General features: G+C 43.8%; 21 protein-coding genes. 6 read left to right on the top strand and 15 right to left on the bottom strand.

Going from position 1 to position 24181, the window contains the following annotated elements; translation table 11 throughout:
• Positions 1-12: 12 nt before the first annotated feature.
• Complete coding sequence (locus ACF8EG_RS19350; protein WP_005495027.1) at positions 13-849, bottom strand: glucosaminidase domain-containing protein; 837 nt, start codon at positions 847-849, stop codon at positions 13-15.
• On the bottom strand, positions 842-1639 hold the full coding sequence (locus tag ACF8EG_RS19345; protein WP_005457395.1) for a hypothetical protein: 798 nt from the start codon (positions 1637-1639) through the stop codon (positions 842-844). The genes ACF8EG_RS19350 and ACF8EG_RS19345 overlap by 8 nt, the downstream gene beginning before the upstream one ends.
• A 323-nt stretch (positions 1640-1962) precedes the next feature.
• On the opposite strand from ACF8EG_RS19345, the gene potA reads away from it, so the two are divergent.
• The 5 genes from potA to ACF8EG_RS19320 all read left to right on the top strand — a co-directional run bounded on the left by potA (position 1963) and on the right by ACF8EG_RS19320 (position 7194).
• Entirely contained in the window at positions 1963-3156 is a 1194-nt protein-coding gene (gene potA, locus ACF8EG_RS19340; protein ID WP_005477641.1) for a spermidine/putrescine ABC transporter ATP-binding protein PotA, read from the top strand.
• Positions 3137-3997, top strand: coding sequence for a spermidine/putrescine ABC transporter permease PotB (gene potB / locus ACF8EG_RS19335; RefSeq protein WP_005457403.1), 861 nt, complete (start codon positions 3137-3139; stop codon positions 3995-3997). The genes potA and potB overlap by 20 nt, the downstream gene beginning before the upstream one ends.
• Positions 3997-4767: a spermidine/putrescine ABC transporter permease PotC gene (potC, locus tag ACF8EG_RS19330; RefSeq protein ID WP_005389180.1), complete on the top strand. Its 771-nt coding sequence runs from the start codon at positions 3997-3999 to the stop codon at positions 4765-4767. Before potB ends, potC begins: the two co-directional genes overlap by 1 nt.
• A gap of 106 nt (positions 4768-4873) precedes the next feature.
• A complete protein-coding gene (locus tag ACF8EG_RS19325) occupies positions 4874-5905 on the top strand; it encodes an extracellular solute-binding protein (RefSeq protein WP_025554990.1) in 1032 nt (343 codons plus the stop codon).
• 251 nt (positions 5906-6156) lie between these two features.
• Positions 6157-7194 (top strand): extracellular solute-binding protein, encoded by a 1038-nt coding sequence (locus ACF8EG_RS19320; RefSeq protein ID WP_005453907.1) that lies wholly within the window; start codon positions 6157-6159, stop codon positions 7192-7194.
• Positions 7195-7269: 75 nt separating this feature from the next.
• On the opposite strand, the gene cobB is transcribed toward ACF8EG_RS19320, so the two are convergent.
• The gene (gene cobB / locus ACF8EG_RS19315; protein ID WP_045626700.1) at positions 7270-7995 is read right to left on the bottom strand and encodes a Sir2 family NAD+-dependent deacetylase; all 726 of its coding nucleotides are present in this window, start codon (positions 7993-7995) and stop codon (positions 7270-7272) included.
• Positions 7996-8115: 120 nt separating this feature from the next.
• Here cobB and ACF8EG_RS19310 point away from each other — a divergent pair, with 120 nt between their 5' ends.
• Positions 8116-8295 (top strand): hypothetical protein, encoded by a 180-nt coding sequence (locus ACF8EG_RS19310; protein ID WP_045626701.1) that lies wholly within the window; start codon positions 8116-8118, stop codon positions 8293-8295.
• Positions 8296-8368: 73 nt separating this feature from the next.
• Here the strand turns inward: ACF8EG_RS19310 and ACF8EG_RS19305 are convergent, their stop codons facing one another.
• From ACF8EG_RS19305 to ACF8EG_RS19250, 12 genes are all read right to left on the bottom strand, one after another.
• Positions 8369-9589, bottom strand: coding sequence for an ammonium transporter (locus ACF8EG_RS19305; RefSeq protein WP_005495037.1), 1221 nt, complete (start codon positions 9587-9589; stop codon positions 8369-8371).
• 515 nt (positions 9590-10104) lie between these two features.
• Positions 10105-10521: a hypothetical protein gene (locus tag ACF8EG_RS19300; protein WP_069506993.1), complete on the bottom strand. Its 417-nt coding sequence runs from the start codon at positions 10519-10521 to the stop codon at positions 10105-10107.
• 17 nt (positions 10522-10538) lie between these two features.
• Positions 10539-14624, bottom strand: a complete 4086-nt coding sequence (locus ACF8EG_RS19295) for an RHS repeat-associated core domain-containing protein (protein ID WP_242536712.1) — start codon at positions 14622-14624, stop codon at positions 10539-10541.
• Between the two features lie 508 nt (positions 14625-15132).
• Complete coding sequence (locus tag ACF8EG_RS19290; protein ID WP_069506986.1) at positions 15133-15549, bottom strand: hypothetical protein; 417 nt, start codon at positions 15547-15549, stop codon at positions 15133-15135.
• The gene (locus tag ACF8EG_RS19285) at positions 15533-16585 is read right to left on the bottom strand and encodes a formate dehydrogenase subunit gamma (protein WP_005495045.1); all 1053 of its coding nucleotides are present in this window, start codon (positions 16583-16585) and stop codon (positions 15533-15535) included. Before ACF8EG_RS19285 ends, ACF8EG_RS19290 begins: the two co-directional genes overlap by 17 nt.
• Before the next feature lie 14 nt (positions 16586-16599).
• Positions 16600-17208, bottom strand: coding sequence for a formate dehydrogenase FDH3 subunit beta (gene fdh3B, locus ACF8EG_RS19280; protein ID WP_005453840.1), 609 nt, complete (start codon positions 17206-17208; stop codon positions 16600-16602).
• Positions 17209-17219: 11 nt separating this feature from the next.
• Positions 17220-20075, bottom strand: coding sequence for a formate dehydrogenase subunit alpha (locus ACF8EG_RS19275; RefSeq protein ID WP_005453899.1), 2856 nt, complete (start codon positions 20073-20075; stop codon positions 17220-17222).
• A gap of 10 nt (positions 20076-20085) precedes the next feature.
• Positions 20086-20286: a twin-arginine translocation signal domain-containing protein gene (locus tag ACF8EG_RS19270; protein ID WP_005396171.1), complete on the bottom strand. Its 201-nt coding sequence runs from the start codon at positions 20284-20286 to the stop codon at positions 20086-20088.
• A gap of 73 nt (positions 20287-20359) precedes the next feature.
• Positions 20360-20986 carry a molecular chaperone gene (locus ACF8EG_RS19265; protein WP_005495048.1) on the bottom strand — a complete coding sequence of 209 codons (627 nt, stop codon included), beginning with the start codon at positions 20984-20986 and terminating at the stop codon, positions 20360-20362.
• 9 nt (positions 20987-20995) lie between these two features.
• Entirely contained in the window at positions 20996-22657 is a 1662-nt protein-coding gene (locus tag ACF8EG_RS19260; RefSeq protein WP_005396174.1) for a 4Fe-4S dicluster domain-containing protein, read from the bottom strand.
• 308 nt (positions 22658-22965) lie between these two features.
• Complete coding sequence (locus ACF8EG_RS19255) at positions 22966-23595, bottom strand: DUF3306 domain-containing protein (protein ID WP_069506982.1); 630 nt, start codon at positions 23593-23595, stop codon at positions 22966-22968.
• Complete coding sequence (locus ACF8EG_RS19250) at positions 23585-24049, bottom strand: DUF3305 domain-containing protein (protein ID WP_025509643.1); 465 nt, start codon at positions 24047-24049, stop codon at positions 23585-23587. Before ACF8EG_RS19250 ends, ACF8EG_RS19255 begins: the two co-directional genes overlap by 11 nt.
• Positions 24050-24181 lie beyond the last annotated feature (132 nt).

Below are 24181 nucleotides of genomic sequence, written 5' to 3'. Positions count from 1 at the left end.
TAGATTATTATTTTATTGAGTCCAGTAGGCGTTATTGTGGCGAATCATCGAGCGTAAGTCATTAACGTATGCAATGCCCCTCTCTGAGTAAGACAACAGTCCATGAGTGAGTTCTGATGCTGTCGCCACGGATAACAAGTTTTTGTGCTTATCTGCCAACATAGCTCGAATATCACGTAAGTCAGCGTAAGCTGGATTGCGATTCACATTCATAAAGTAGCCATGAATTGACTGCTGAACTGAATCGAATTTTTGAACTTCGTGAGTTTTTCCTGCAGCACGCTGAGCAGGCACAATTCCGCAACCCTGTTTATAACACCATTGGCCGAACAAGTTGTTTGCTTGAGTAGCAAAACGAGAAGTACCCCACGCGGATTCATTGGCAGCTTGAGTTAGCACTAATGCTTCTGGTAAAACATTGACTCGCTTTAACATTTCAGTCAGCCAAGCTTCATCAACATGACCATCATGAAGAGGAAACCCATATAACTGCGCTAATCTTTCTGCGTAAGCTTCTTCGTCCGGCGACACTTCTCCAATCTCAAGAGAGCTTAGAAAAGCACGTTCTTTTTCAATCCTGTGATTTTCTAGTGCGATTTTAGGCCGTAAGAAATCGAAAAATGCCGCCTTTTTTTCTTTGGCGTCTTTGATAGAGTTAAAGTCTGGAATGTCCCCAATGTAGGGCAAGTGCGACAAATCAGGATGTTTCACCGGACCTTGAACAACATTAGGATCATTCGCGCTTTTGAACTGGCGGTCGTAATGCAAATATGGACCTACCGAAATAAAAGTGGCGGCTATACAGGCAGCCGCCACTCGTAAAGTCATTAATTTTAAAGATTTAGGCATTAAACACCTGAGATTTACCATCGTGATCGTTATCATTTTTTTGTGTTGCTACGATCTTAAGTTTGATGCCAAACATTTCTCGATAAAGGATGCCCTTCAAATGGAAGAAGAATGGCAAGACAAAAATAAAGCCAATACCGTAGAACATAGCCGCAACAATAAACATCAACATAACGCCCATGTAAAGCCCAGCCACAACAAAAATCTTCTTATTGATCGCACGTAGTGATAATAATAACGATTGCATAGGTGGCACTCTTTTCTCGCAAATCAGTAAGATAGAGTGACTAAACGCCATTGCTAAATATAATGAAAGCGGTGGAAGGATCATTCCCGCGACACCTTGCAACGTTAAACTGAACAGCGTTGCAATAATAACAGGAACGGTAAATTGCAGACCTTTACCGACATGACGAACTTTGGTTTTTAGCCCTGCTACGTGACTCATTGCCATCAAACTGATCCCAGCATAAATGGGGGCGCTGATCACTTCATAACTAAAGTTAGCGATATAAATAGCAGAAACGATATTAGCGGTGAATGCTTCCGGATTTTCTATCGCATCGAGAATGACACTTGGGTCGCCCAATTGAAGTTGAAGTGCAATGTAGAAAATCCCCAACTGGACAAAAAGCAAAAGAATAATCGCAGGTGAGAACGATAAAAAGTGTTGAATGGTTGCGCGCCAAGCTTCACTAAATACAGCACTCGCTTTTAGTTCGTAGTCGCCAGACAAAGCTCGCTCTACACTCCCCCCAAGATTGAAATCTTTTTCAAAATCGTTATTCATATATTATCCAAGATTAACTTGTGAATTTTTTACTGGTATACCAGTCAATTAAAGTGGCCAACATTATAAAGAAATCTTTCCACGTCTAAAATCAGAACTGACGTTCTATCCTTGCAATATCTACTATTTGGTTGATAATTGACCACTCACAAAACTATGAAATTGAAAGCAATTGTTGCTAATGACAAAGCCCTACCAAACTGTGTTTAAAAGGCAAATAACCTCTTAAAAACAGTATGGTAAGGAATGATTACTTTTGCCTGCAAAATTTTTTCTGTTTCAAGATAAGAAAATGCTTTAATTTCACAATTTTGGTGATTATGATGCGCGCCTCAAAAGTGAATGACTTATGTCACACTAATTGGCGTAAACCCAATTTTAACGTGGGAGAAATACAGACGTTGAACGCTAAACAGCAAGCAGGAAAGCCAGTTATTCGTTTATCTGGTATCAGCAAAAGTTTCGATGGAAAGGAAATCATCGGTAATTTAAATCTTGATGTTAATCATGGTGAGTTTCTGACGATTCTTGGTCCATCTGGTTGTGGTAAAACGACGGTTTTACGCATGATCGCTGGTTTTGAAACGGCAGATAACGGTCAAATCGTATTAGATGACCAAGATGTAACGCAAGTTCCTGCAGAGCATAGGCACGTCAACACGGTATTTCAGAGTTACGCATTATTCCCTCACATGACCGTATTCGATAATGTGGCATTTGGCCTACGCATGCAAAAAACGCCTGCGGCAGAAATCGAACCACGCGTAATGGAAGCGCTACGTATGGTCCGTCTAGAAAAAATGGCGCAGCGTAAGCCGCACCAACTTTCTGGTGGTCAGCAACAACGTATCGCGATCGCGCGTGCGGTTGTGAATAAGCCAAAAGTACTGCTACTTGATGAATCGCTTTCTGCTCTTGATTACAAACTTCGTAAACAAATGCAGATTGAGTTGAAACAACTTCAGCGTCAACTTGGTATTACCTTTATCTTTGTTACTCACGATCAGGAAGAAGCTCTATCGATGTCTGACCGCATTATCGTTATGCGCGATGGTGTTATCGAACAAGATGGCTCACCACGTGAAATTTACGAAGAACCTAAAAACTTGTTTGTTGCTCGCTTTATCGGCGAGATTAACGTCTTCAACGCAACAATGCTTGAACGCATTGATGAAAAACGCATCCGTGCGGAAATCGAAGGTGTTGAGTCCGTCGTTTACTACGACAAAGAAGCACAAGCAGGTGACAAACTACAAGTGCTGCTTCGCCCTGAAGACTTGCGTATCGAAGAGATCAAAGAGTCTGAAGAAAAAGGCATTGTTGGTCACGTCACTGAACGTACCTATAAAGGTATGACGCTAGACTCTGTTGTCCAACTGGACTCAGGCATGCGTGTGATGGTTAGCGAGTTCTTTAACGAAGATGATCCAGATGTGGACCACTCTCTCGGCCAAAAAGTCGCTATCACTTGGGTTGAGAGCTGGGAGGTAGTACTCAATGATAAGCAAGAAGATTAATCTTCAGAACGCAATCATTACCCTAATTGTTGGTTGGCTAACACTTTTCGTGTTGGTTCCAAACCTAATGATTATCGGTACAAGTTTTTTAACGCGTGATGAAGCGAACTTAATTGAACTGACTTTTACTTTCGACAACTACCTTCGTTTACTTGATCCATTGTACGCAAAAGTGCTGATGCACTCTTTCTACATGGCAATCATTGCGACGTTGTTGTGTTTAATCATCGGCTACCCATTTGCTTATATCGTGGCGAAAATGCCAGAGAAATGGCGCCCGTTTATGCTGTTTCTTGTGATTGTACCGTTTTGGACAAACTCACTTATCCGTACTTACGGTTTGAAGATTGTTCTTGGCACACAGGGCATCTTGAACAAGTCATTAATGGCAATGGATATTATCGATAAGCCATTGCGTCTTATGTATACCGAAACAGCGGTAATGATTGGTCTTGTCTACATTTTGCTTCCGTTTATGATTCTGCCTCTGTATTCGGCAATCGAGAAGCTAGACAACACCTACATTGAGGCTGCAAAAGACTTAGGCGCAAGCAAACTGCAAACCATCACAAAAGTGATCTTGCCGTTAACGATGCCTGGCATTATTGGTGGCTGTTTGTTGGTACTTCTTCCTGCGTTAGGTATGTTCTACATCTCCGACCTTCTAGGCGGAGCGAAGAACCTATTAATTGGTAACGTAATTAAGAGCCAAGTATTAAACGCTCGTGATTGGCCATTCGGTGCGGCAACCAGTATCGCACTTACTATTGCAATGGCAATCATGCTGTACGCCTACTACAGAGCAGGCAAACTATTGAATAAGAAGGTGGAGCTAGACTAATGGGACGTACAGTTAGATTTAGCTTTATGGCGCTGGTATATGCATTTTTGTATCTACCAATCATCGTATTGATCGTGAACTCATTTAATGCCAACAAATTTGGTATGAAATGGGGCGGGTTTACAACCAAGTGGTACGAAACCCTAGTGAACAATGACAGCCTTATGCAAGCAGCGTGGCACTCACTTAATGTCGCGGTGTTTTCTGCAACAGCTGCTACTATTATTGGTAGTCTGACGGCCGTTGCCCTATTCCGTTACTCCTTTAAAGGTAAAGGTGCGGTAAACGGCATGCTGTTTGTTGTAATGATGTCACCAGACATCGTGATGGCAATTTCATTGTTGGCGCTGTTTTTAGTTTTAGGCGCGCAGCTTGGTTTCTTTACTCTATTGATTGCACACATCACATTCTGTTTACCGTTTGTTGTGGTAACCGTTTACAGCCGCTTGAACGGCTTTGATGTGAAAATGTTGGAAGCAGCAAAAGACCTTGGTGCAAGTGAATGGGTTATCTTAAAACAGATCATCCTTCCTCTTGCGAAGCCAGCGGTTGCTGCAGGTTGGTTACTAAGCTTTACTCTGTCTTTAGACGACGTAATTATCAGCTCGTTTGTAACAGGCCCAACATACGAAATCCTACCATTGAAAATTTACTCGATGGTTAAGGTGGGTATTTCACCGGAAGTGAATGCCCTAGCAACGGTCATGTTGATTGTATCTTTGGTTCTTGTAGTAATTTCTCAGTTGCTAGCAAGAGAAAAAGTAAAGTAAAATCCGCATCCGTTAACATCACGAAACAGAATGGTTACATGCCATTCTGTTTTTCTATCTACCGTCCAAAATGATTTGGACAACGTTTGGTTTGGAGCTAACGTCAATGAAAAAATGGGCTACTCTATTAGCTGGTAGTGCATGTGCGCTTTCTCTGTTCTCAGGTTCAGCGGCAGCGGACGATAAAGAATTGGTATTTATGAACTGGGGTCCTTACATCAACAGTAATATCCTAGAGCAATTTACTAAAGAAACAGGTATCAAAGTGATCTACTCGACTTACGAGTCGAACGAAACTTTGTACGCAAAGCTAAAAACTCATAACCAAGGTTATGACCTAGTCGTACCTTCAACTTACTTCGTAGCAAAAATGCGCGATGAAGGTATGCTACAAAAGATCGATAAGACTAAGCTGAAAAACTTCGGCAACCTAGATAAGAACTACCTAGATAAGCCTTACGATCCAAATAACGACTACTCTATTCCACACGTTGTTGCGATTACAGGTCTAGCAGTTAACGCTGATATGTACGATCCAAACGACTTCCAAAGCTGGGCAGACCTATGGAAGCCTGAGCTTGAAGGTCAAGTAATGCTAATGGACGATACTCGTGAAGTATTCCACATTGCACTACGTAAATTGGGTTACTCAGGTAACTCTACAGATCCAAAGCAAATCGACGAAGCATACGCTGAATTGCAACAGCTGATGCCAAACGTTTTAGTATTTAACTCTGATAACCCGGGTGCACCATACATGTCTGGCGAAGTTGGCGTTGGTATGCTTTGGAACGGCAGTGCGGCTGCGGCGCAAAACGAAGGTCTAAACCTTAAGCTAGTCTTCCCTAAAGAAGGCGGTATTGGCTGGGTTGATAACTTCGCAATCTCTTCTGGCGCGAAAAACGTAGAAGCAGCGCACAAAATGATCGACTTCCTACTACGCCCTGAAATCGCAGAGCAAATTTCTCGTGACACTGGCTACCTAACCGCCGTTACAGAATCAAACTCGAAGTTTAAAGACGTAGCACCGCTGTTCCCTTCTCAAGAAGATCTTGACCGTGTTGAATGGCAAGACTCGGTTGGTGATATGACAGTGAAATATGAAGACTACTTCTTGAAGTTGAAAGCGGGTCAATAATCTGATCTTGCCTACTAAGGCATCGACTAACTGAAAATAGGCAGCGATACGCTGCCTATTTTTGTAATTGACTGATATAATTATGCGTTGCTAGGTTTATTTAGCTCAGTTTCACAGAATTATCGCTTCTCTAAAAAAGGCTCGGTATAAATTGATTTAAATAAACGGGATTGTGCTTATTGCGATTTGGCTCAACTTAATAACTGCGACTAGTATTGATTTGTCCAATCGCTAAACAAAACGGAAAACAAATGAAAAGTAAATTCTACGCAAGCGCTCTATGTGCAGCGACGCTAATCGCTACCCCTGCAATGGCGGCTGACCAAGAACTGTATTTCTACAACTGGTCGGAATACATTCCAAACGAAGTTCTTGAAGACTTTACAAAAGAAACTGGCATCAAAGTTATCTACTCTACATACGAATCTAACGAAAGTATGTACGCGAAGCTAAAAACGCAAGGTTCTGGTTACGATTTGGTAGTACCGTCTACCTACTTCGTTTCTAAAATGCGTAAAGAAGGTATGCTGCAAGAGATCGACAAAAAGAAACTTTCTCACTTTAGCGATCTTGACACCAACTTCCTAGATAAACCATTTGATCCAAACAACAACTACTCTATCCCTTACATTTGGGGTGCGACGGGCATTGGTATCAACGCAGATATGCTAGATAAATCGTCTGTTTCTAAATGGGACGATTTCTGGGATAGCAAGTGGGAAGGCCAACTAATGCTGATGGATGACTCTCGTGAAGTCTTCCACATTGCATTAACAAAGCTTGGTTACTCGCCAAATACAACGAACCCAGATGAAATCAAAGCAGCTTATGAAGAGCTGAAAAAGCTAATGCCAAACGTATTGGTATTCAACTCTGATTTCCCAGCAAACCCTTACCTTGCAGGTGAAGTGTCTCTTGGTATGCTTTGGAACGGCTCTGCTTACATGGCTCGTCAAGAAGGTGCGAATATCGACATCATCTGGCCTGAAAAAGGCACCATTTTCTGGATGGACAGCCTAGCAATTCCAGCTGGCGCGAAAAACGTAGATGCTGCTCATAAGATGATCGACTTCCTACTACGCCCTGAGAACGCCGCTAAGATTGCACTAGAGATTGGTTACCCTACTCCAGTTAAGACGGCACATGAGCTGCTACCAAAAGAGTTTGCTAACGACCCAAGCATCTTCCCTCCGCAAGAAGTAATGGACAGCGGAACATGGCAAGATGAAGTTGGCGAAGCGAGCGTAATGTACGATGAGTACTTCCAAAAGCTAAAAGTAAACAACTAAATCGTTAGTTTTAAAGATGTGAAAAAGCGGCTCATGAGCCGCTTTTTTTTGTATCTAATAGTTGGGTTTAAGTTTTTATGCTTTCGTTTCCAAAGCAAGAATTTCATCAACAAGCTTCGGTACTTCAACGCTTGCTTTACCATAGCGTTTTTCTTCAAATTCACTTTCAACCGCACTTGGCTCAAGGTTAATTTCTATAGTATGAGCGCCATGCATTTTAGCATCATGCACAAAGCCAGCGGCCGGATAGACGACGCCCGAAGTGCCGATAGAGACAAACAAATCAGCTTCTTCCAGTGCTGCGTATATATCTCCCATTCTCAGTGGCATTTCACCAAACCACACAATATGTGGGCGCATTTGTGATGGGATCTGACAACAATGGCAAAGCTCACCAGTTTTTATATCTTCGGTATGTTCAATAACTTGGTTAGATTCACTACATCGAGCCTTGAGTAACTCACCGTGCATGTGAATCACATTTTGGCTGCCACCTCTTTCATGCAGGTTATCAATATTCTGCGTAATGACCGTCACCTTTCCCTCTAATTCCGCTTCAAGACGGCCAAGAGCAAGATGCGCAGCATTCGGTTTGATCGCTTCATCCTGAAGCTTTTGACGGCGTTGATTATAAAAACTCTGAACAAGGTCTGGATCTCGAGCAAAACCTTCAGGTGTTGCTACATCTTCAATTCGGTGATTCTCCCACAGGCCATCTTGGGCTCGAAATGTTTGAATACCAGATTCAGCCGAGATACCTGCTCCAGTAAGTACTACAATATTTCTATAAGGGAAATTCATAACTTATCCTTGTTGTTCTTTTTCATTAGCTTAACACTGAAAGAATAGCAACTGTAGTAGTATGGATTAGACCATGGTCGTAATGGTCACTATTAGAATTACATTTTGAGAGGAATCGCAATGAGACAAGTATCTCTGGCGCTTATATTACTTACGACTTTAGCAGGCTGTCAGCTGACAAATGTGGAAGGTGAAATTGACGACGTAAAAGTAAAAGTCAGCACAAATAATGACAATCATGGGCCGCATGGCAATGGTAGCTTTTGCCCCCCTGGTCAAGCTAAAAAAGGCAATTGCTAAAGCGGCTTGTATATCGGTTTGAAGCAAATAGTTTAAAAAAGAGCGGTTTGATGCCGCTCTTTTTTCGATTAATTTAATCTTCGTTAGTAGACGATATTTTATGAATCGCTAAATCCGCACCATTAAACTCGTCTTCTTCTGAAAGCCTTAAACCTGTTAGAGCGTTAATTGCGCCATAGACTACAAGAGCGCCTAAAACCGCAATGGAAATGCCAAGAAATGTCCCTAAAACTTGAACCGCGAAGCTAACACCGCCCATTCCACCAAATCCACTTTGACCAAAAACTCCTGCAGCGATCCCGCCCCAAGCACCACATACGCCATGCAAAGGCCACACACCCAGTACGTCATCGATTTTGGTTCGGTTTTGCAGGTATGTAAACAGATACACAAACAAAACCCCGGCAACGGCACCTGTCACCAATGCACCAAGCGGATGCATTAAATCTGACCCCGCGCAAACCGCAACCAAACCGGCCAAAGGGCCATTGTGAATAAAGCCAGGGTCATTTTTACCCGCAAGTAATGAAGCTACGATACCTCCAACCATTGCCATCAACGAGTTCATCGCCACTAAGCCACTGATTCCAGAAAGAGTTTGAGCGGACATAACGTTGAAACCAAACCAACCAACACAGAGAATCCAAGCCCCAAGTGCCAAAAATGGGATATTAGATGGAGCGAAGTTCGTATGCTTTCCTGCGCGGATACGACCTCTACGCATCCCTAAAAAAGTAACAGCCACCAGCGCAATCCATCCACCAACGCCGTGCACAACGACCGAACCTGCAAAATCGTGAAAACCATAACCAAAGGTACTTTCAAACCAAGCTTGAACACCAAAGTTTCCATTCCAGATGATTCCTTCAAATAGCGGATATACTATGCCGACAGTGAAAAATGTTGCGATTAGAATCGGATAAAAACGAGCTCGCTCCGCGATACCACCAGAAACAATAGCAGGAATCGCCGCAGCGAAGGTCAGTAAGAAAAAGAACTTAACCAACTCGTAGCCATTATCTTGAGATAAGGTTTGAGCATCAGAAAAGAACGTGCCGCCATAAGCAACCCAATAACCAATAAAAAAGTAAGCAATCGCAGAAATACCAAAATCGGCAATAATTTTAACGAGTGCGTTTACTTGGTTCTTTTGGCGCACGGTTCCCACTTCAAGAAAAGCAAAACCAGCATGCATCAAAAAAACCATGATGGCACCCAATAATAGAAAAAGTGTATCGGAACTTTGTGTGAGAGTTTGTACAACGCCATGTACCTGATCGGCAGTTACACTCATTATGTTTATCTCCGTTATTTGTAGCGCACTCATCCTGTGCATCAAAGTTAAATTCATCACCAATTTGGTGAATGAAATTTACAAAGCGTCTAATACAGCAATTACCGTTCCATAATTTACTCTTCTAACAATTAGGGTTTAATTCATTGTTTTATAAAGCCTTAAATGAAATCAAAAACTTTTATTTGTATTGATTTTATCTATTTAAATGCACCAATGTAGGGTTTATGCACCAATATAATGCGCACAACATGTACGCGTTTAATTAGTAAACTCTGACCATAAACGCAAAAAAGCCACCTCATATAGAGATGGCTCATACATTAAATTTCTAACTAAATGATAATTTATCGTGTGATCTTGTCTGCTTTTACATCTTCTAGCCAACGTCCTTCAACGAGATATGGAGGAAGCTAACTAAGCAGCAAGGTTTAAAATCTCTCTATAGGATATAGTACGTTATTTTATATTTAGGACTAGCACTTGCAATTCTGTAGCTCCCATACAACATCGCTTTAAAACTCTTCTATATCTGCCTCGTCGATCCTACCTTTTTTGAGTGTCTTTAAAGCTTTTTCTGACACTACAAGTCTATAGTCTTCAGCTATCCAAAAATCATCCTTTTTCACACTACCTACTACCTTCAACCAATAGAATTTAGGCAATTGTATTCCTGGATATAGTTCGCCAAATTGCTCAGATGTTGATATCTCCACATCACTCAGTTTGTAACCTGTTAAATTTGCTGATCCAATTTCTTTTGCTAATGACTCGGTAACAATGTAGCAAGGAAACGTCGCTAGTAAATCATCTCCCAACCAACCATCAAATTGATAGTGTAACTTAAACACTTTAGGTGGATGAGTTGATGTATCAAGCAAAGAATGCCTTCCCAATCCACCACTAACCTCAGGTTCAATATAAAAATACATATGCTCCTCCGGACTAATTATCTAATAGGTGGGTTGAATTGTGCACCAAACATATCATCAATTTCTGTCGCCTTATTAAGTAACTGTTGCTTATTCGGGTTAGGGTTCTGCCGATAAAACTTGTCCCACTCTTTCCTGATCTTACTCAAATGAAGTTTAGAGTTTACTTCTTTTGGTATCCCACGCAAATTTTCAAGAGAGTGCATTTCGGATTCCTTTATTATCCCTGGGTATCGCTCACGAACTTGTTGCTCGACTGCATGATGCACAACCACTTTCCCTTCCGTTAAAGGGTTGGCTTCAAAGAACGTTTTTCTATAGTTTATGGTTGTAGACTCACCAAATTTAGCTGATTCGTATTGGCCAAAAACATAAGTCACTCTAGATTCTTTGCGCGGGTGTAAAAGAACAAACTCCTCAATCCCAACAACATACTGCACCTCGTGTCTGCTGCCATCTGAATGATTGATATGACGATAAAAAGTAATCTCGTTTTTCTCGCAATCAATATGGTCTAAATCGTATTCATATCGAATATTGTTTTTACCATTGGGTTTGCGGATTTTGACTTGCGAGCGAACGCCATCTTCTCCGACAGATGACTCTTTTGCCGCCTCTAAAATCTGATCGCAAACCTCTTGGGGGACATCGCTTTGCGCCTGATACTCAGCCAGCATTTGCTGTAAGCGTTTTAGCCCTTCTTCACAAAGGAAACCTGTTGGGTCAATCCACTGGATAGGATTGACTGCATATTGGTAATGGTTAATGCCACCAGCAATAGATATCGGGTCTTGTTGGATAAAACGTCCTAGCTTAGGGTCGTAATACCGAGCGAGGTTGTAATGTAAGTTGGTTTCTTGGTCGAAGTACTGACCTTGAAAACGTAAGGGGTTTACCACCTCTTCAATGTCAATATGGGCGAAGCCGTACACATCATATCTCGCACTCCAAACGACATGACCACTGCAATCAATGAGTCGTTCCGGTTTACCAACCTGATCGCATTCATACAAATAAATTGAGCCATTTTCTAACACAGCCAATGGGATGTAGGTTTCTGGTTGATATAGGTACCAACGGAAGCCATTGACAGTGCGTTCTGCGAGCAAACGCTCACCTTCCCAAAGAAACTCCGTGATACCATGTTGAGTAATTTTCTTTGTTCTACGGCCTAATGCATCATATTCATAGTGACTAATACTCGAATCACCATGTACTTCTACCAGTTGATTTAATGCGTCAAACACACGTTTTTGAACCGTGCCATCGCCTTCTCGTTTAACTTGATTACCTTGTTGGTCGTATTTGTAACGAACACCTGCATAAGCTTCAATGCGGTCACTCATTACCTTAGAATCAGCCAAAGCGGGATTTCCAAAGCTATCTGATTCAAATGTTGAAGTCGAACCGGCTTCACTAACCTTTGTAACGTACCCGAGGGTATCGTACTGATAGTGAGTTGCCCCTGCAGTATTATCTAAAATTGAAGAGATTCGGTTCTGTGCATTGTATATGTATTTTTTTTCTCTACCTGACCATTGCTGCTCGACTAATCGACCGACACCGTCATAAAGTTTGCTCTCTCTGAAACTCTCAGTTTCAGTGACAGAAAGCCTCCCCATAACATCATATTGGAACTCAATTTTTGGTAATGAGTCATCGCTAAACCGGATTTCGGAAAGCCTACCATTGGTGTCGTATGAAAAGTTAAGTGACGTCTTGTCTGGTAAGGTTTGCGAAACACGCTGTCCGGCTCGGTTAAACTCTTCACCGATTTCAAATTGACCTTGAATACGCTTAGTTAAATGTCCAAATGAGGAATATTGATACTGTAGAGTTTGATGACGATTAGAGGCTAAAGTCAGTCTTCCACCTAACGTATAGTTAAAGTGATTCTCAACAATATTTTTTCCATTTCCCGCTTTAATATGCTGAAGAAAGCCAGCATCGTCATAGCTGTATAAAACGGTCCTATCTGCAACATCTTTTCGGATGATTTTTCCCATAGAGTCGTATTTGAATTGGCTGTGTAGCCCATCAAATCCTACGGTACCTGATAGTAAACCTTCACTGTCGTACAAAAACTCAAACGCTAGACCATCACTTCGAACTAATTTCGTTAGGTTACGTTGTTGATCGTACTCGTAGGAAATATGGCTGCCATCAGGGAAGATTACCGCTTCTTGTTGAGCCAAAGCTCCCCATTGATAAGACGTGACACCTTCTGGTGTCTGTATCTGTGCAACACGACTAAACTCGTCATAAGCGTATTCTTCACTGTAACCGACTTTGTCTTCGTCGTTGAAATATCTTATCGATGTGCGGCGTCCGTAATCATCATAGGAAATCTGGGCAACACATCCATCGGGATACGCAATCCCATTAACTAAATCGGTAGCGCCATAACTGTAACGAAGTAAAGTGCCATCTACTTCATGAGCGACTAATCTTTGTTGTTTATCCCACCACCAACGGCTCTTCTTACCATCTTCAGACTCTCTCTTTACGACTTGACCATGTTTATCGTATTCATACTCCGTTACGCAACCTAGAGCATCGATATCCCACACTCGTTGGCCAAGACTGTTGTAATAGGCCTTTTCAAGATCACCATCAGGAGATACCGTTTTTACAAGCTTACCTAAGCTGTCATAACCATATTGAATTTGAGCACCGGAAGAGTGCAGTTTGGAAATTAATTGGCCTTGCTGATTGTACTGGTACTGTGTTGTCGAGTTATCTGGGAATACCGCTTTCTCTTTACGCCCTAAATGATCATAGTGCCATTGCCACGTTCTTCCTGTCGGGCTCGATTTTTCAAGCAGATGACCTTGCTCATCATGAATGAAAGTCCACTCATTATCTAAAGAGTCAGAATAAGAGGACTTTGCCCCCTCATAATGGAATCGATAATCATAAATACCTGAGTCACCAAAGTTTCTAATGCACTTAGCACTCGAGCCTTCTCCCGACCATTCAAAGTGATGCGTAAACCCTGTTGGTCGAACACGTTTGGCTATCAAATGTTGGTCTTGATACTCATATCGCTCAGTCAAACCCAAATCATTCGTCGCACCAACAAGATCGTCTTGCTCGTCATAGATATATGTTGTTAATACTTGTTCTGTCTTTGCGTTCAGCAATTCAACAAGGCGCCCTTGTTTATCATATTGACACTCAAGAACTGGTCGCTTGTTATGTGCAACTTCAACTAGGCGGTGGTTTCTTGAATAACGAAGTTGGAACGTCGAAAAGATTCCATTGCGGATTTGTTTTAATAGCCAAATGTCTTCTACCAACTCAAAACGATATTGATCACCACTAGAGAGAGTGACAATTTGTGTATTTGGGTTTAGGAAATGACAGCTTGCTCCGACATAGACTTGATAACTTGTTGAACCATGCTCAACTGGTTCAAATTCAATCTCGTCAGCAGAATCACTTACAAATTCCCATGAGGTGACGTTGTGCTTTTCATCTGTGACTTCTTTCAGTTCAAATTGAAAAGCATGTCGCCAACCGTAACCAAGACCTTGATTTCGGTAAGCTTTGGATGAGCGATACGTTCTTGACCAAACGAAGCCATTGGGAAGCTCTACATCATTGAGTGTTAATATTTCTTCGCCCGTTACTAGAGAAACCGGATCTCCCGCTTTTTCATGACATTCGCTGCCCGTCTGTAAAGGCTTTGCAGAGGCTGAATTCTTAGCTTGGGTTTTAGAAGATGTATGTGCTTTGTTCTGCTTAGACTTTGCTTTTACTTGCTTAGGTACCGGTGTTGGTTCACTGGATATTGTCGCGTTTTTCTTTGTTTTAGGGAAACTAGCGACATAAAGAGAACCATTCACAAGTGCTTTTGCAAATGCAGGCGCATAAAGCTCTGGTGTCAGTTCTTCATCCGGTACGTTTGGGGGAAACTGACCAAGTAGATGATACAACTCTTCAACACGGCTTGAGCTAAGCGGTACGAAGTCATCTAGAAACGCCTTCGCACTCTGTTCTGAGTCAAACTTTTTGTGTTCACCTTTTGGGATTGGCTGACTGGAAAAATGATAGCTTTGACCAAGGCAGTTGGTGAGAGGGATAACAAATTGAGGAATCATAGTTGTAACGAGTGTGTCCTTTCCTATTGCCTACCACTGACTTCACAAGTTTGCTTTGTTTTCATCTAGCAGGTACTGAGAATACAAAGCAAACGTGTGAAAGCCGGATCCTTTTCAGAATTCGACTATTCCTTGACTTGAATGCACTAAGGCGAATTTGATGCTCTTTAAAAAAGAATTGCTGAGCGTCGCGTACTCTAGCGGATAAAAATGCCTTGAGTAAATGAACAATAGCGTGAGTGAGACTGAGGTCTCAGCGATTTGCCTTTTAGAGAGCAATTTCTTTTGTTAATTTGATTCTCTCCCCAGATAACAAAATTCACCAAGAAAATTCACAATAGTCGCATGACTGAGATACCGCGTCTCACACAAGAGAAGCTGACTCAAACTATAGAACGTTATGCTCATGTCCAGCGTGTCACGGCAAGCTTCAGGCTTTCCATTGCATAATCGAAGCAATAAAAAAGCCGCCCTAAATAAGGCGGCTTTTGATGCTGTTAAGGTTCAATTATAGGTTTGGACCTGTAGAGGGAGTATGAGGTTGATTGTTACGCAGTTGCTGCATGCCTTGGAACATACGGATGAACCAGACAAGAATAGCTAACGCAGCGAATACCATTCCGACCCAAGGGATGAAGTAAGCGATGTCTTCGATCAACGTACTTTTCACCCAATAGTCACTCACCCCGACGAGCACACCGTTAGAGGTCGCTACGGTGACAATCAGCACCACAAAAAACGTCAGGTAGAGGAAGAAGGTACGAATCAGACCGTAGTAATGAGAAATCACTACGTCGCTGTCTTCCCCCTTATCCAAACGGTAACCCGCATAGATAATTGCGATAACGCCTGAGATCAAAAACGTAAACGGGGTAAAACAACTCAGGATATACGCAATCCAAATCCCGCTATGATGTTTGTTCATTCGCTTTCGCTCCTTTCTCTGTCGTTGGTTTTGATTCTGCTTCGCCCATCGCTTCTTTAGACTTCACTTCTTCATACCAAAGATCGTGATGCTCTTTCGCCCATGTTTCATCGACTTCACCAGTCACCATGCCTTCTAACGCACCTTCCATACCGAATAGACCGATATAGATGTGGAAAATAAAGCCACAGATCAGAATCAGGGCTGAAATGGCATGAACTAGGTTAGAAAGTTCCATATCTCGGCGAGTTTGCCCAAAGATTGGGAAATCCAAAACTAAACCACTTACCGCGACAATAGCGCCAAAGAAAATCAACAACCAGTAGATGGCTTTCTCACCACCGTTTGAGAACCCTGCCGATGGATGCGTTCCTTTGTGCTTACCAACCATGCCGCCCATTTTCATGAACCAACGAATATCCGTCATGTTTGGAATCGACTTGCGCCACCATTTCAAGAGTACAAACATCAGTAAAATGAAGAACAGTGGCCCCATGTAGTTGTGGTATTGCTTCGCCAACATGACGATAAAGCCCCAAAACTCGGTAGGAACATACGGTTTTAAAAAGTGCTTACCGTAAACCAGCATCAAACCACTAAATGCAAGCGTTAAGAATGTAAACGCCATACTCCAGTGGAGAGCGCGATCCAAGCGAGACCAGCGCTTCATCTTTTTGCCTGTACGAGGCTTACTTAGCATCAAAGGGCCAACAAATACGTAAGCCATGATAACCATCGCGATACTGCCGAAAATCGCGACAGCACCAGCAGGAGACATCCATTTCTCTTTTAGAATGTACCAAGTCTCACCAGGTTTACTGATTAATACGCCATGTTCTGGAGATTTAGACGTGGTATAACCTTCTTGCCCCTCTCTGACTTCACGCCAATAATCTGCACCTGCAAGTTGCGTTATCTCCTGTTGAACCACTTTAGAAGATTGCTCCTCTGCTGAAGCAGGCATTGCGAAAGTCAGCAGCAATGCCGTCATCATTGACAGCATTGCTAGAGACGCACGTTTAAGAGTGTTTAACATGTGCCTCTCCTTACTTAGCTTTTCGTCGCATCGTAAGAAAGATCGTTTCCGTCTGTCCAACCTGCGTTTTTCGCGCCGCGCTCTACCACACGTTGGCGGAAAATATCAGAGACTTTCTCTGCGTCACCCGCAAGTAGTGCTTTTGTTGAACATAGCGATGCACACATCGGTAGTTTGCCTTCTGCGATACGGTTCGCACCGTATTTTTGGCGTTCTTCTTCTGAACCAGGTTCAGTGTTTGGACCGCCTGCGCAGAACGTACATTTGTCCATTTTGCCACGTTCACCGAACGCTTCTTGTTTCGGGAACTGCGGAGCGCCAAACGGACAAGCAAACAAGCAGTAACCACAGCCGATACACAGATCTTTATTGTGAAGTACGATGCCGTCTTCTGTATGCTCGAAACAGTCAGCTGGACAAACCGCCATACAAGGCGCATCTGTACAGTGCATACAAGCAACAGAGATCGAGTTTTCACCCGGTTCACCGTCATTAAGTGTCACAACGCGACGACGTTGGATACCCCATTCAAGCGCATCGTCGTTTTCGTTCTTACATGCAGTAACACAGCCGTTACACTCGATACAGCGTTTGGTGTCACATAGGAATTTCATTCGTGCCATTGTCAGACTCCTTACGCTTTACGAATGTTACATAGGGTTACTTTGGTTTCCTGCATCAAAGTAACAGGGTCGTAACCGTAAGTGGTTGCCGTGTTGGCGGCTTCGCCAACAACATAAGGTTGAGTGCCTTCTGGATATTTAGGACGTAGGTCTTCACCTTCGAACTTACCGCCAAAGTGGAATGGAATGAACGCCAAGCCAGGTTTCACACGACGTGTAACCATCGCTTTCACCTTGATTCGTCCCTTCTCTGCACCTTCAACCCAAACATCATCACCATCTCTAAAGCCAAGATCGTTCGCGTCTTTCGGGTTTACTTCAACAAACATTTCTTGTTGAAGCTCGGCAAGCCAAGGGTTTGAACGCGTCTCTTCACCACCACCTTCGTATTCGACCAGACGGCCAGAAGTCAGAACGATTGGGTACTCGCCCGATTTGTCTTGCTCTTGAATTGATTTATACAACGTAGGAACACGGAAGATTGCATCTTTGTCATCCCAAGTTGGGTAATCCGTTACAAGGTCACGACGTGGTGTGTACAGTGGTTCACGATGCAGTGGTACGCGGTCTGGGAACGTCCAAACAATCGCACGCGCTTTCGCGTTACCAAATGGGATACAACCGTGCTTGATCGCGACACGCTGAATACCGCCAGAAAGGTCAGTCTTCCAGTTTTTACCCTCTGCTGCCGCTTTCTCTTCAGCCGTTAGATCGTCCCACCAACCAAGTTGTTTCAACAACTTGTCAGTGAATTCTGGGTAACCGTCTTTGATTTCACAGCCTTTCGAGTAACTGTCTTCTGCAAGAAGGCTCTTGCCTTCGAATTCCACACCAAAGCGCGTACGGAAGTTACCGCCACCTTCTGCAACCGTCTTAGACGTATCGTATAGAATGTGTGTGCCTGGGTGTTTCATTTCCGGTGTACCCCAACATGGCCAAGGTAGACCGTAGGTTTCACCGTTGACAGGGCCACCTTCCGCTTCCAATGTGGTTTTGTGGAACGTATGCCAGTTTTGTTGGTGCGCTTTCAAACGCTCTGGGCTTTGGCCTGTGTAACCAATCGTCCACATGCCTTTGTTGAATTCACGCGTTAGGTCTTCAATCACCGGCTGGTTATTTTCAACACGGATGTTTTTGAACAGAAGATCTGAATAGCCCAGTTTCTTCGAAAGCAGGTACATGATTTCGTGGTCTGGTTTTGATTCGAACAAAGGTTCAATAACCTGATCACGCCATTGTAGAGAGCGGTTAGAAGCGGTAACACTGCCGTATGTTTCAAACTGCGTTGTTGCAGGAAGCAGGTAAACGCCGTCGGTACGGTCGTTCATTACCGCAGCAACAGTTGGGTATGGGTCCACAATCACCATCATGTCCAACTTCTGCATCGCTTTTTTCATCTCAACACCACGTGTTTGAGAGTTCACTGCGTGACCCCAGTAGAACATTGCACGGATGTTTTCGCGTTGACGAATGTTGTCTTTGTTTTCCAGTACGCCATCCACCCAACGAGATACAGGAATACCTGCACTATTCATTGGTTTTTGACCACCGTAAGCGTTGTCATCGAAACGACCTTTAATCCATTCGTAATCGATTTCCCACACTTTTGACCAATGACGCCAAGCCCCTTCAGAAAGGCCGTAGTAGCCCGGTAGCGTGTCAGAAAGTACGCCAAGGTCGGTTGCGCCTTGTACGTTATCGTGACCACGGAAGATGTTTGCGCCGCCGCCTGATTTACCAATGTTACCAAGCGCTAGCTCAAGCACACAGTAAGCACGTGTGTTATTGTTACCAGTAGTATGCTGAGTACCACCCATACACCAAACGATACAGCCTGGGCGATTTTCAGAAAGCAGTTTTGCTGTTTGGTAAACGTCTTCTTCGCTTACGCCTGTTACACGCTCAACTTCTGCTGGCGTCCACTTCGCTACTTCAGCACGGATTTCATCCATACCGAATACACGTTGACGGATGAATTCTTTATCTTCCCATTGGTTTTCGAAGATGTGCCACAACACACCCCAAATGAATGCTACGTCAGAACCAGGACGAAGTGAGACATAGTGATCCGATTTTGCTGCCGTACGTGTACGACGAGGATCCGCTACGACGATCTTACAGTTGTTCTTCTCTTTCGCGATCAGAATGTGCTGCATCGCTACTGGGTGTGCTTCAGCTGGGTTTGAACCAATGAACAGCATCGACTTACAGTTGTGCATGTCATTGAAAGAGTTGGTCATCGCACCGTAACCCCAAGTGTTCGCTACACCCGCCACTGTTGTTGAGTGACAAATACGCGCTTGGTGGTCAACATTGTTAGTGCCCCAAAGTGATGCCATTTTGCGGAACAAGTACGCTTGTTCGTTGCTGTGCTTTGCGCTTCCCAAGAAGTAAACCGAATCAGGGCCAGACTCTTTGCGGATGTCCATCACCTTGTTACCGATTTCTTCGATCGCTTGATCCCAAGAAAGCTTTTTCCACTTACCGTTTTCAAGCTTCATTGGGTATTTAAGACGGCGCTCACCGTGACCATGTTCACGCAGTGCTGCGCCTTTTGCACAGTGACCACCGGCGTTAAATGGGTGGTCGAATGCAGGCTCTTGACCCGTCCAAACACCATTTTGAACTTCTGCGTAAATACCACAACCCACTGAACAGTGAGAACAGATAGTACGTTTTACTTCTGTTTTCGCTTCTGGATCGACTGATTTTGCTTGCGCTTTTTTCATCATTCCCGGTGCGAATAGACTAGCACCAACCACTGCGCCACCAGCGGCAAGCGAAGTGTTTTTCATGAATGCACGACGAGATACGCCAAGCTGGTTCGTTTCTTTGCTCACACTGTCGGAGCGTTTGACAAGTTTCATCCGTTATCTCCTAAAGTGTGTCGTAGTAATCGCGAATGTGTTGAGTTTCACGATACCCTTTCTTCTTCACGTCTTTTTCAGAAGGCTCAACCGTTTCTGAAGCAACGGCCACTTTCGTGGTTCCCGCAACAACAGCACCAGCAACGGCAGCGGTTGTGAAGCCTTTTAGGAGATCCCTACGGCTTGTGTTTATTTCTTTATTATCTTTCATCATTGCTTCCTTACCTTACGGTAGATCTTTGGAGACTCATGCCTCTCTATCGATATGACCAAGTACTGCTCGATTACTCGTAATCAGTGACGTTTTTCACATCAATTTTTAATTTGCTCTTACTGCTTTTGGTGTTCACGCTAAAGCGCACTTGCTCTAACGTTAAAAATGCATCGCAAAGCTGTGCAGCTGGCTTGTAGAAGTTCACGCTTTCTGCGTTCTCTAGTTGGCGCGTAAAAGATTGGAACCAAGGGGCGATGTGTTTGTTAAACACCGCTTGTTGAAGTTCTTCCTCTTCACCCGTCAGCATTGCCATCACTTCGCACAGTGCAGAAATATGGTCTTCAGGCTCTTTCACGTTCTCTTCTCGTTCGATGCCTAAAAGATCCAAATCGCGACGAATTTCCGCTAACGGTTTTTCCATCATCGAGCCAGTGCGATGCCAAGATCCGAATGGCACAACTTCACCACGGCCAATGCCAATAAACAGATCTTGATATTCTTCTTCTAACGCTTCTCGTTGCGCTTCGTTCGCGGCTTGTTGCAGTGCGAGCCAAGCTTTTTGCATCGCGCTCTCAGACGGTTCAATTTCTAACGATTTCAGGAACGCCAGCATTTCATCACTTGGCGCACTACGAAAAAGTGCGGATAGAACGAGATAAATGTCCGTTCTCAGTGTTTGTTCTTGTTGTGTATCCACTGCGAGCTCCTAGTATTTCAATTGATTCATTGGATCAGCAGCCATCGACTCAAACATGTCGATCACACGACAGTCTTCACACATGGCGATGCGATTAATGGCGGCTTCATCAGAGAAATGAGAATGACCACGAAGTTTGTTTTGCAGCATGTCGATCATTGATTGCGGAGCAAAAGGCTTGTGACAGCGAATGCACTCGGCAGCCTTTTCTTCATGAATCACAACCGCTTTCTGGCGTTCTTCTTTCACCCAGTTCATACGAGGAGTGAGCGTCAGCACTTTTTCTGGACACGCTTTCTCGCACAGCCCACATTGAATGCAGTCTTGCTCGACGAATTTAAGCGACGGAGATTGTCCGTCCGTATGCAATGCACGCGTTGGACACACCGCCACACAGCTCATGCACAACGTACAATCTTTGCTTTCACAAGAAACCGTGCCGTAAGGTGCGTTTGCTGGCAGTTCAACAATGTTCTCAACTGGAATACGCGATGCTGACAACGCATCCAACGCCGTAAATAGGCGCTGACGCTTGTTACCTTGCAAGTCTCCTAATGCCAAATCAAAAGACTCGGTACAAAGTGTCGGAGCACCTTCACGTAGTGACTCTAGATACAGAATGTCGATGGTTTCTTTGGCGATACCAAGTTGGTCGAGCAGCTCTTGAGCAATACCGACTTCGCTATTAAGCACACGAATAATGGTTTGAGGCATAAAACGCGAAGCCGCAAACAGCACCTGAGTAGCACCGTTCACAAGCGCGGCAAACCAAGTATCTATACCAACCGAAGGCAGTTCTTCCACCACAATTGGAATTACATTATCTGGCAGCGCTTTTAGTGCCATCACGTTGTAGCTCTCGTGGCGAGAACTACAAATCAATACGATAGGATCTAAACCACCCGCTTGCTCATAGTTGGCTAGCGTACGTTCAATAAACTTTTGCGTATCTTCGGGGTTTGGCAATGCGTAATGAATAGCTTCTGTCGGACACGCTGTAGCACAAGTACCCACGCCTTGACATAGGTATGGGTTGATCTCGATGCGATGGCCCGTTTTGTCGCTGCCTTCACTCGATAATGCACCTGCCGGACAAGCATCCACACAACGTTCGCAACCTTTTACGCCACGAGAGCTGTGTGCACATAGATCGGTATCTAAACGGAAGAATTTCGGTTTATCGAATGTCCCCATCAAGGTTGGAATTTCTTCCAACGCTTCAGCCAGTTTCGGATAGCCACGACCAACTGGGTAGTAGCCCGGTACTGGTACTTCTTCCGACATGCAGCTGTTTAGGCAAAGATCGAGTACGATATCGAAACAATCGCTATTGATCGCGACCTTGGCAAGATTGTTGGTCGAACCATGATTTTCAATGAGAACTTCAAACGTACCTAAGAACCCTGAAACCTGAACCGAATTGGCGTAGTAAAGCTCGGGATTTGTTCCCTTTTCGCCATCGGTAGAAAGCAGCGTTAGGCTGTTCATTTGCGACAATTGCGCTGCCGCACTTTCGATGATTGCCGTTGGACCCACAATCAAAGTATTACCGCCGCTTTCATAGCTTACGGTTGGTGGAATAAGATTGGTCAACTCTACGGTATTTTCGAAAGCGTACAGCCTCGCTTTACCGTTATTGGAAGTTGCTTGTTCTAATAATTGTTTCAGCATTGCTCAATTCCATTTATGAACATGGATAGTCTTTTCCATCTCTTAGTGTAGTTAGCGCCGGAGATTCTGCTGATTAACTTATCAATGAGCATTCTTGTTCCGCCGTCTATAGGCGATGAATACTACGCAGTGCGTCCGGACTAACTTCAACCAGATTGGTATTGAGCAACAAATAGCAAATGTCATGCCAATAAAATATCAACTAAAATTCAATCACTTAGATATTTTACCGACAAATAGTAGGGATAAAAAAACCGGTTGAGACATTTTGTCCCAGCCGGTTCATTGAGTGTTTAGTCAAAATGTACCTATTCTTTGTGTGGTATATTTTGTCTCACCTCGTTAGGCGGTGATTCCTCAGCAAAAGTATCGCTTTCACCGGGCACTGTATTTATATACAGCTCACTTTCATCTTGGGTAATTTCGGCGCTTTTTTCGGCGTTTGGTTCTGCGTCCTCAACCACCTCAGATGCGATATCGTCGGCGTTAAGTTCAGATCCTTGCGCCGTTTCAGCGTCTGGTTCTTCTTCCACTTTTTCTTTAACCCAATCACGCAGCGTCTCTGCGACGTCTTTAGAAAGTGACTTTAAGTTACTGTAATCATCATCGTAATCGTCTAGGCCATCACGCACGTTAAATTCTTCGGACAAGAACATTTTGCGCAGCGCGGCTTTCTTAACGCTTTCTGAAGCTTCAGAAACCAGCAGTTGCGCCACAGACATGTCTTCGGGCTTTTCAGTCTCTACACTCGCGGTAATGTCTGGTGACTGACTAACCTCGTTGACGTTCAAAGCGCCTGAGCTTTCGTCAGCGTTTGAAAGCGCTGTGACACTATCTTCGGATTGCTCCGTCTCTGCTATCGGCGTGATCTCTTCATCATGTTGGGAAGATTCTTCTAATTTACGTTTCGACCAACGGCTTAAAAAACTAGTTGCCATTTGCTCTGCCCGCTCCTTTGCGTTTCTTACGTCTTACTTCTAACAACTCACCGTGGCGACCAATAAAGGCTTCCATCCAAGCCTGAACGGCTAACGGCATATCGTTGGATAGTACAAGGTTGTCGCCATCCATATATTGCGCCGCGACAGATTGTGAAGCCGTTAGTAGCTGTATCGCTGGTTTTTCACCAGACTCGACGTTATCCATCACTAAAAAAAGTTTAGGTTGCTGAGAGCTTAAGTTAAAGCGGTAGTCTGTACGCTCGTCTTTGTGCAATTGCAACAGGCAAACATCTGGAGTCTCTTCTGTCGGATTTAGCGCAAATCCCGTCAACTGCCATTGGGTTGTCACCCAAATCCCTGTACTGATCTCATGCTCAACAAGCTCTACGCCAATTGGCCATACGTCTTCAGTCTTCTCGTAATTGTTCTCGAAATCTTTCTTATCCGACATAACTCACCCAGTTTTTCTATTTTGGTCTGAAAACTCCCAGGACATTTTGACCTTGGCTTTCAACCATTTCATCGCTACAAAGCAATAACCGCGCCAAATCAATCCTATACACAGCGCTATACTCAAGTACCA

The sequence above is a fragment of the Vibrio sp. YQ_11 genome, from assembly GCF_043103065.1.
Classification (GTDB): Bacteria; Pseudomonadota; Gammaproteobacteria; order Enterobacterales; family Vibrionaceae; genus Vibrio; species Vibrio parahaemolyticus.
The sequence above is the reverse complement of the archived record's forward strand: the minus strand, read 5'-3'. Positions and strand labels throughout refer to the sequence as shown.

Excerpts from the sequence above, each read along its gene's own strand:
- ACF8EG_RS19255 (WP_069506982.1), bottom strand. The coding sequence starts at position 23,595 with ATGGCAACTAGTTTTTTAAGCCGTTGGTCGAAACGTAAATTAGAAGAA.
- ACF8EG_RS19325 (WP_025554990.1), top strand. The coding sequence starts at position 4,874 with ATGAAAAAATGGGCTACTCTATTAGCTGGTAGTGCATGTGCGCTTTCT.
- ACF8EG_RS19350 (WP_005495027.1), bottom strand. The coding sequence starts at position 849 with ATGCCTAAATCTTTAAAATTAATGACTTTACGAGTGGCGGCTGCCTGT.
- ACF8EG_RS19310 (WP_045626701.1), top strand. The coding sequence starts at position 8,116 with ATGAGACAAGTATCTCTGGCGCTTATATTACTTACGACTTTAGCAGGC.
- ACF8EG_RS19275 (WP_005453899.1), bottom strand. The coding sequence starts at position 20,075 with ATGAAACTTGTCAAACGCTCCGACAGTGTGAGCAAAGAAACGAACCAG.
- ACF8EG_RS19320 (WP_005453907.1), top strand. The coding sequence starts at position 6,157 with ATGAAAAGTAAATTCTACGCAAGCGCTCTATGTGCAGCGACGCTAATC.
- potC (WP_005389180.1), top strand. The coding sequence starts at position 3,997 with ATGGGACGTACAGTTAGATTTAGCTTTATGGCGCTGGTATATGCATTT.
- ACF8EG_RS19285 (WP_005495045.1), bottom strand. The coding sequence starts at position 16,585 with ATGTTAAACACTCTTAAACGTGCGTCTCTAGCAATGCTGTCAATGATG.
- ACF8EG_RS19270 (WP_005396171.1), bottom strand. The coding sequence starts at position 20,286 with ATGAAAGATAATAAAGAAATAAACACAAGCCGTAGGGATCTCCTAAAA.
- ACF8EG_RS19345 (WP_005457395.1), bottom strand. The coding sequence starts at position 1,639 with ATGAATAACGATTTTGAAAAAGATTTCAATCTTGGGGGGAGTGTAGAG.
- fdh3B (WP_005453840.1), bottom strand. The coding sequence starts at position 17,208 with ATGGCACGAATGAAATTCCTATGTGACACCAAACGCTGTATCGAGTGT.
- ACF8EG_RS19305 (WP_005495037.1), bottom strand. The coding sequence starts at position 9,589 with ATGAGTGTAACTGCCGATCAGGTACATGGCGTTGTACAAACTCTCACA.
- ACF8EG_RS19260 (WP_005396174.1), bottom strand. The coding sequence starts at position 22,657 with ATGCTGAAACAATTATTAGAACAAGCAACTTCCAATAACGGTAAAGCG.
- ACF8EG_RS19300 (WP_069506993.1), bottom strand. The coding sequence starts at position 10,521 with ATGTATTTTTATATTGAACCTGAGGTTAGTGGTGGATTGGGAAGGCAT.
- ACF8EG_RS19290 (WP_069506986.1), bottom strand. The coding sequence starts at position 15,549 with ATGAACAAACATCATAGCGGGATTTGGATTGCGTATATCCTGAGTTGT.
- cobB (WP_045626700.1), bottom strand. The coding sequence starts at position 7,995 with ATGAATTTCCCTTATAGAAATATTGTAGTACTTACTGGAGCAGGTATC.
- potA (WP_005477641.1), top strand. The coding sequence starts at position 1,963 with ATGCGCGCCTCAAAAGTGAATGACTTATGTCACACTAATTGGCGTAAA.
- ACF8EG_RS19250 (WP_025509643.1), bottom strand. The coding sequence starts at position 24,049 with ATGTCGGATAAGAAAGATTTCGAGAACAATTACGAGAAGACTGAAGAC.
- ACF8EG_RS19295 (WP_242536712.1), bottom strand. The coding sequence starts at position 14,624 with ATGATTCCTCAATTTGTTATCCCTCTCACCAACTGCCTTGGTCAAAGC.
- potB (WP_005457403.1), top strand. The coding sequence starts at position 3,137 with ATGATAAGCAAGAAGATTAATCTTCAGAACGCAATCATTACCCTAATT.